This is a genomic window from Tateyamaria pelophila (assembly GCF_019966495.1).
GTDB lineage: Bacteria > Pseudomonadota > Alphaproteobacteria > Rhodobacterales > Rhodobacteraceae > Tateyamaria > Tateyamaria pelophila.
Genome location: NZ_JAIMIA010000174.1, coordinates 1 through 6,902 on the forward strand (window position 1 = coordinate 1; position 6,902 = coordinate 6,902).

General features: G+C 58.9%; 4 protein-coding genes. All 4 read right to left on the bottom strand.

The genetic code is table 11. The features are described from left to right. Positions 1-249 precede the first annotated feature (249 nt). Positions 250-573 (bottom strand): hypothetical protein, encoded by a 324-nt coding sequence (locus LC354_RS25360; RefSeq protein WP_449649489.1) that lies wholly within the window; start codon positions 571-573, stop codon positions 250-252. Positions 574-639: 66 nt separating this feature from the next. Further along, a complete protein-coding gene (locus LC354_RS25365) occupies positions 640-3,210 on the bottom strand; it encodes a cation-translocating P-type ATPase (protein ID WP_223428749.1) in 2,571 nt (856 codons plus the stop codon). Positions 3,211-3,214: 4 nt separating this feature from the next. After that, positions 3,215-4,735 (bottom strand): bifunctional aminoglycoside phosphotransferase/ATP-binding protein, encoded by a 1,521-nt coding sequence (locus tag LC354_RS25370; protein ID WP_223428750.1) that lies wholly within the window; start codon positions 4,733-4,735, stop codon positions 3,215-3,217. A 197-nt stretch (positions 4,736-4,932) separates the two neighbouring features. Beyond that, complete coding sequence (locus tag LC354_RS25375) at positions 4,933-6,753, bottom strand: PHA/PHB synthase family protein (protein WP_223428751.1); 1,821 nt, start codon at positions 6,751-6,753, stop codon at positions 4,933-4,935. Positions 6,754-6,902: the final 149 nt, after the last annotated feature.

Consider the following 6,902-nt stretch of genomic DNA (forward strand, 5'->3'; position numbering starts at 1 on the left):
AAGGCCTATATCAAATGGGAATGCCAGGATGCGTGATCATGCCAAATCCGAATTTCCAGACGTGGGGTTGCTCAATCGATGATCCGCGCGACGATCCTGGCGATCGGGCCCCGATCGAATCGAGGAGAGACTGTAGCGGGACTTCCCAGGGCATTTCAGACCCTGCGGCGAAGGCCGGGTCGGGCAGGGCAAGTAGCAAGAGGCAAAGTGCAGTGGCACCGAGTAGCAGGCTGCGACATTGAAAGATGTTTACGGGCGGTCTCCTGGATCAGTTGTTCGAGCCAACGCAGCGCGCCGATGGCGGACCCGGCCCGCCCGGATGACCAATGCCCCAGGCCTTGAGCAGGTCCAGCGCTTCCGGACCGCGCGGTCCGAGGTCTTGGCGACCTCCGCCTGCAACGCGTTTGTGAGGGTTGTCTTGCCAGTCGAGGTTCCACCGGCCAGCCGATTATTGGCACGGCGTGTGACGTCATCGCGCAGCGTCTTTGCAGCTTGGGCAGCCGGAATGCCGCTTGCGACACAATGCTCGAAGGTAAACAGCGCGACGGCAGACTTGCGGATGGCGAAGGTCACAGTGTTTCTGGGACTGTCGGCGAGACCCGCAACGCGCTGGTAAATTGGTCTGCGCTGGTACCTCGATCAGTGCGGCTGGAGCTTGCGCAGCACCTTGTAGAGATCGGGAACGATCAAGAGCGGTACTGCGAACAGACCGATAATGAGCCATTCGCCGGGACCTATGGATACGGTGTGCAACAGAGCTTGCAGCGGCGGCCAGTAGACGGCCAATACCTGCGCTCCGAGAGTCAGCGACAGAGCTATGAGCAAAAACGGGTTGCTGAACCAGCCGATGCGCCAACTCGTGAGATGCAATGATCGAAAGGCAAACACACTGAGTTTTTCGAAGACGACCATCGCAGTGAAGGCCGTGGTCCGGGCAAGTTCGACGCTGTGGTCCATCAAATGGAAGAAGATCCACAAACTCGAAAGACCCGTGTAGAGACCGAACGCCGCGATGGTGACAATGCCGGACAGGCCGAGGATCGGTGTGTTCTTCTTGCGCGGCTTTTCCTGCATCTGGTCGGGCTCGGATTTCTCCAAGCCGAGTGCCACGGCGGTCACGCCGTCGGTAACAAGGTTCATCCACAATATCTGCGTCGCCAGAAATATGAGCGGACCGCCGATGGCGATGTTGACGACAAGGGCAATCACCTCTCCGGCATTGGAGGACAGCAGGTAGCGCACGAACTTGCGGATATTCGCGAACTGACGCCGGCCTTCGCCGATAGCCCGCACGATCGAGGCGAAACTATCATCAAGGAGGACCAGATCGGAGGCATCGCGGGCAACGTCCGTTCCGCGTATTCCCATAGCGATGCCAATGTCGGCTTTTTTCAAAGCCGGTGCATCGTTCACGCCGTCGCCGGTCATTGCGACGATCTGGTTTTGCGACTGCAGGACCGAGACGATGCGCATTTTCTGCTCTGGCTTGGTCCGGGCAAAAAGAACTTCCCCGGTCAGTAAATCCTGAAGCTGCTCGTCGGTGAGCGCGTCGAGCTCCGGTCCCGTTATCTGCCGCGTGACCGGCAAGGAAAGTTGTCCGGCAATCGCTGTTGCCGTAACCGGGCTGTCACCGGTGATCATGATCGTCCGAATGCCCGCCGACCGCGCAGCGGCGATTGCCGCGCGAACATCCGGGCGCGGGGGATCGATGAGGCCGACGAGCCCGAGAAACGTAAGATCGTCTTCCTGGATCTGCTGTCCGCCGGCACGACGGGCCAGGGCAATGACGCGCAGGCCGTCTTTAGCCATCTCAATATAGGCTTCGGTAATGCGCGTGACGTCTTCGGGTGTCAGCGGCCGCACGCCCTCCTGAGTCAGGACCTGCGTACAGATTTCGATGACTTTCTCTGGCGCGCCCTTCGTCAGCGTAAAGAGACCTTCTTCCGACTGATGCAAGACGCTCATCCGTTTGCGCTCGCTGCTGAAGGGAATTTCGGCGAGGCGGGCGATATCTTCGGTAGGCGTGCACCAACCCTTGTAGGCTAAAGTAATCAAAGCCCCTTCTGTCGGCTCGCCGATCATTTCCCAGTTGCCGTCGCTGCGGTTCAGACGCGCGTGACTGCAATGAAGGCCGGTGTTCAGAGTGGCGGCAAGAACCGGGTCATCGTCTGCACGTACCCTTTCGCCATCGCATTCGATGTGACCGGCTGGATCATAGCCCGTTCCGGTCACTTGATATGATTTGTCCAAGGCACGCACTTGCGTCGCGGTCATCTTGTTTTCCGTGAGCGTACCCGTCTTGTCCGTACAGATGACCGAGGCGGCCCCGAGGGTTTCGACCGCTTGCAGCCGCCGTGCGAGCGCGTTCTGGCGCACCATGGCGGTTGCACCGAGGGCCAGCGTGATCGTTACGACGGCAGGCAGCCCTTCCGGCACCATTGCTACTGCGAGAGAAAGCCCCGTGAGCACCATTTCCGTCAGATCGCGATCAAGGATCAATCCCAATGCTACCACGCCAAAGGCGATCAGAAGCGCCGCCGCACCGAGTTGCCGCGCGAGTTGTCCCAGCTTTTCTTGAAGGTTGGTTGTCTTGAGACCTTGCGCCCCGGTCAAATCGGCGATCCGGCCAAATTCGGTCTGCGGGCCGATTGCTGTCACTTGCGCTTCCGCTCGCCCGGCGGTGACAGCGGTACCGGCAAAGACAATGGACTCACCGCTGGCTGTTGTCTTCTCCACAGGAACGGATTCCCCGGTCAGAACGCTTTCGTCGACTTTCAGCGACGACACGGCCGACAATTCGGCGTCCGCCGCGATCTTTACCCCCGGCGACAGCACCAGAAGGTCGCCCGGCACGACTTCACGTGCGGGGACGATCTGCTCTGTGCCATCGCGAATGACCATGGCTTTCGGGGACATGAGTTTACGCAGGGAGTGCAGGGCGGTTTCCGCTTTCCACTCCTGCACGAAACCCAGAACGGCATTGAGCAGCACCACCATGCCGATGGTGATTGAATCGACGGTCTCGCCCAGGGCCAGGGCTACCAGCGCCGCGATGATGAGGATGATCACCAGCAAGCTGGAGAACTGACGGAGAAAGACACCGAAGACGCTGACGGTTGCAGGGTCGGGAAGCTCGTTCCAACCATGCGCGCGCCGGGCGTCTTCGATCTGGCTCTGCGTCAGGCCGCGAGATGTGCTGTCGGTCTGCATCCGTTCAGACTTTCAACAACTTGCGCGCGACACGGATGGTTTCTTCAAGACTGGCTGAGGTCTGGACCCTGTGCCAGTCCACGTTACCTGAGGCGCGCGCCAGTTGCATATCGAGCACCGCCGATGTCGCGTCGGACGCGGCATTCCGGCGTGTTTCGATACGCTGCTTGAGAATGCCGGGACTGGCCTGCAGCCATAATCCATCGAAAGGGACATCAATCATCCTGGCGACATCCTCGATCGCTTGCGTTCGGTCGGTGCGATCAAACACGGCGTCGGTGATGACGACACACCCGTCCTTCAAGAGCGCGGCGGTGCGCGTCGCCATTTCCGCATAAACCTTTTCGGACACCTCCGGCAAATATGCGCTCTCCGGCAGGTGTTCTTCAGGCGTGACGCCGAACAATGCTTTTCGGGTCCGGTCGCTCTCGATCAAACGCGCGCCCGGTGCTATGCCTGCAAGCGGTGCCAGTTTGCTGGCGACTGTCGATTTGCCGCTTCCACTGAGCCCACCGATGGCGATCAGTCTGGGCGGGTTTGGTGCGAGAAGCGATACCGCGAGATCATAGTAGTCACGCGCTTCTTGACGTTTCGCCGCCTTATCACGGATGTGCGTGTCTTCGGACTGTGTAGCGAGCACATGCGCTCGCACCGCCGCGCGCAAGGCGATGAAGTAGGGAAGACAAGCGAAACCATCTTCCTCATGTGTGTCATCAAGATAGTGATTGATGATCAGGCTCGCGAATTCCTGCAACTCCCGATGCCACAGATCCATCGCCAGAAATGCAAGATCGTAGAGAACATCCACAGTGGCCAACTGGTCATTGAAATCGATGCAATCGAACAGTTGTGGTCGCCCGTCGAAGATGCAGATGTTTCTCAGGTGCAGATCGCCGTGGCAGCGCCTGATGCAGCCGCGCGCCGCGCGCCTTTCCAGAATGGGAGCCAGAAGCTGCAAACCCGTGATGAAAGCTGTGTCGAGCGTTTCGATTTCCGCTTGAGAAAATACCCCACTCTGATGGAAGCCCGCACGATTGATATCGAGAATCCCGTCGATGTTCTTGACACCCCCGCCGGTCACAACCTCAGCCTTTCGATGAGCGGCGGCGATCTCGCGCGCCAGAACGCTCATGATCTGTGGCTCAAGCTTTGCATGCTGCGCCATATCGTCGAGAATGCACGCCTGATCGAAACGCACCATTTCCACGACCGCATCGACCAGCTCTCCGGTGCCGTCAAACACCAGCCCGCTGCCCGCGCGTGTGATCCGACGGACACCAAGATAGATTGCAGGGGACGTCGCCTTGTTCAGTCGGTATTCCTTGACACAGGCGGCCAGACGAATATCGGGCGTCGAAAAGTCGGCATAGGGCAACCTGACAGCTCTCTTGAGCTTGTAAGCCCGGTTGCCGACGAGGAATATCGCGGAGATGTGGGTCTCCATCACATCAACGCTGCCAACGTTTCCATGCGTGCAGGCCTCCGCGAGGAAGGCAGTTACTTTGCTTTGATCTTCGACAATCATTTTAGTTTCTGCCTGCTTTTGGGCATGCCATCTCTGCTTGTACCGGACGGGATGCTGCGGATGTGAATGTGATCGGACGATGGACTTTTTCGCATTGCGAGCGTGCCCCGCACCGACGCGAGAAACGGATTGCGTCGCGGTGCGGACGCCCTGCCGGTGGTGCGCCTGTCATGTGCAACGGAAGCACCCGTTACCTTTCACGACTGATAAATATAGGTGCCCGGCGCCGGTACACCCTTTGGAAACTTTCGCCTCATCTTACCGGGCGGTCGTGCGGGCACCTCCGCGCTGCTTGCATCCTTGAGCCAGTCTCGCCATTCCACCCACCAAGAACCGGGACGCTCCTGCTGTTGTTCCAGCCAGTCATCGGGGCCAATGTAAAGCGCGCCGGCAGGCCGGTATGAAATGCGATAGTGCCCCCGGGCAGACGACGGCTCGTTGATGATCCCACTGTTGTGCCCCCCGCTGGTGAGCACGAAAGTCAGATCGCAGTCCGTGAACAGCTTGGTCTTGTAGACCGACTTCCAGGGCGCGATGTGGTCGGTTTCGGTGGCTACGACGAAGATCGGTACCGAGATATCCTTCAACGCGATGACGCGGTCTTCCACGGCGAAACGCCCCGCAGAAAGACGGTTTTCAAGGAACAGCCCGCGCAGGTATTGCGAGTGCATTCTGGCGGGCATCCGGGTGGTGTCGGACAACCATACAGTCATGTCCGTCGGCAGGTCTTCCACGCCGAGGAAATACCGCCGGATGTTTCGGGAGTATATCAGGTCTTCGGCCCGGATAGTGGAAAAGGCACGCGCCATCTGCGGCCGGTCGAGATATCCCTGATCCCACATCAGGTCCTCAAGGAAAGCGACCTGGCTTTCGTCGAGAAACAGCAACAACTCACCGGCTTCAGCGAAATCCACCTGCGCGGCCATCAGCGTGATCGATGCGAGCCGGGCGTCCTTGTCGCGCGCCATGGTTGCCGCGGCAATCGCGAGCATGGTGCCGCCGAGGCAATAGCCGACCGCATGCACCGGTTGTTCGGGCACGATTGATTGCACCTGATCGAGCGCCGCCATCACCCCGGTCTTGCGATAGTCTTCAAGGGACAGTTCGGACTGTTCGGCTTCCGGATTGCACCAGGAAATCATGAAGACGGTAAAGCCCTGTTCGACAAGGTACCTTACCATGGAATTGTGCGCAGACAGATCGAGAATATAGTATTTCATGATCCATGCCGGAACGATCAAAACCGGCTCCGCCTGTACGACGTCCCCCTGCGGCGCATATTGAATGAGTTCGAACAGCTCGTTTCGAAACACGACTTCACCGGGGGTGGCGGCAAGGTCTATGCCGATCCGGTATCCCTCGGGCGGTTCCTCGTGAGTCTGGGTAAGCGTATTGTGGAAATCATGGGCAAAGTGCGCTGCTCCTGCAACGAGGTTTGCGCCGCCTCGTTTCAGTGTTTGCTCGATTATTTCCGGGTTCAGCCATGGAAAATTCGAAGGCGAAACGAGGTCAAGCGACTGGCGTGCCAGAAACCTTGTCCGTTCGGCATCTTCCGGTTGCAGGCCCGGCAAGTACTCGGTCGCGACATCCCACCAGTCCTGAGCCGCGAGAAAAGATTGCTTCCAATAGTTGAAAGGGGGAATGTTCCAGCCAGCATGCTCGAACCTGTGGTCGGTTCGTCTCGGCTTGAACGGGGGCTCCGCTTCGCTGCTCACACCGGCGCTGTAGGCCATCAGTTTCAACAGGTTTGTCTGCGCATGCTCTGCGAGTTCCAGCTGACGTCCCGGCGATTGTGCCAAGTGGTGCGCCCAGTCCCAATAGGCCTGAATGAAAGCATGCGTCGAGATACCTGCGCTGGCGCGTGCAAGAGCTACGCGCAAACCACGGTCAAGGGTCTGGTAGTGACGCTTGGCGGCCGGGCCGGATTTGGATTTTCTGCCCGCCAAAGGGCGGTCGGCGGCTTCGGCTTTTCGCGGCCTCGACGAAATCTGTTTGGTCCCGGCGGACACTTTGTTCATGGGACATCCTTTACTTTCCACCTAATGGATCGAAGCCACCGGCTTCTAGCCGGTCCGCTTCAGCGAATCTTTCTCTGATCTTCTCTCCTGAATTTTGAAACCCGCTGTGGCGGTATGGTTTCAAAATTCAGGAGAGAAGATCATGCGTT

What these genes read in the sequence shown, in the direction of transcription:
- LC354_RS25375 (WP_223428751.1), bottom strand. Translation starts at nt 6,753, where the DNA reads ATGAACAAAGTGTCCGCCGGGACCAAACAGATTTCGTCGAGGCCGCGA.
- LC354_RS25365 (WP_223428749.1), bottom strand. Translation starts at nt 3,210, where the DNA reads ATGCAGACCGACAGCACATCTCGCGGCCTGACGCAGAGCCAGATCGAA.
- LC354_RS25370 (WP_223428750.1), bottom strand. Translation starts at nt 4,735, where the DNA reads ATGATTGTCGAAGATCAAAGCAAAGTAACTGCCTTCCTCGCGGAGGCC.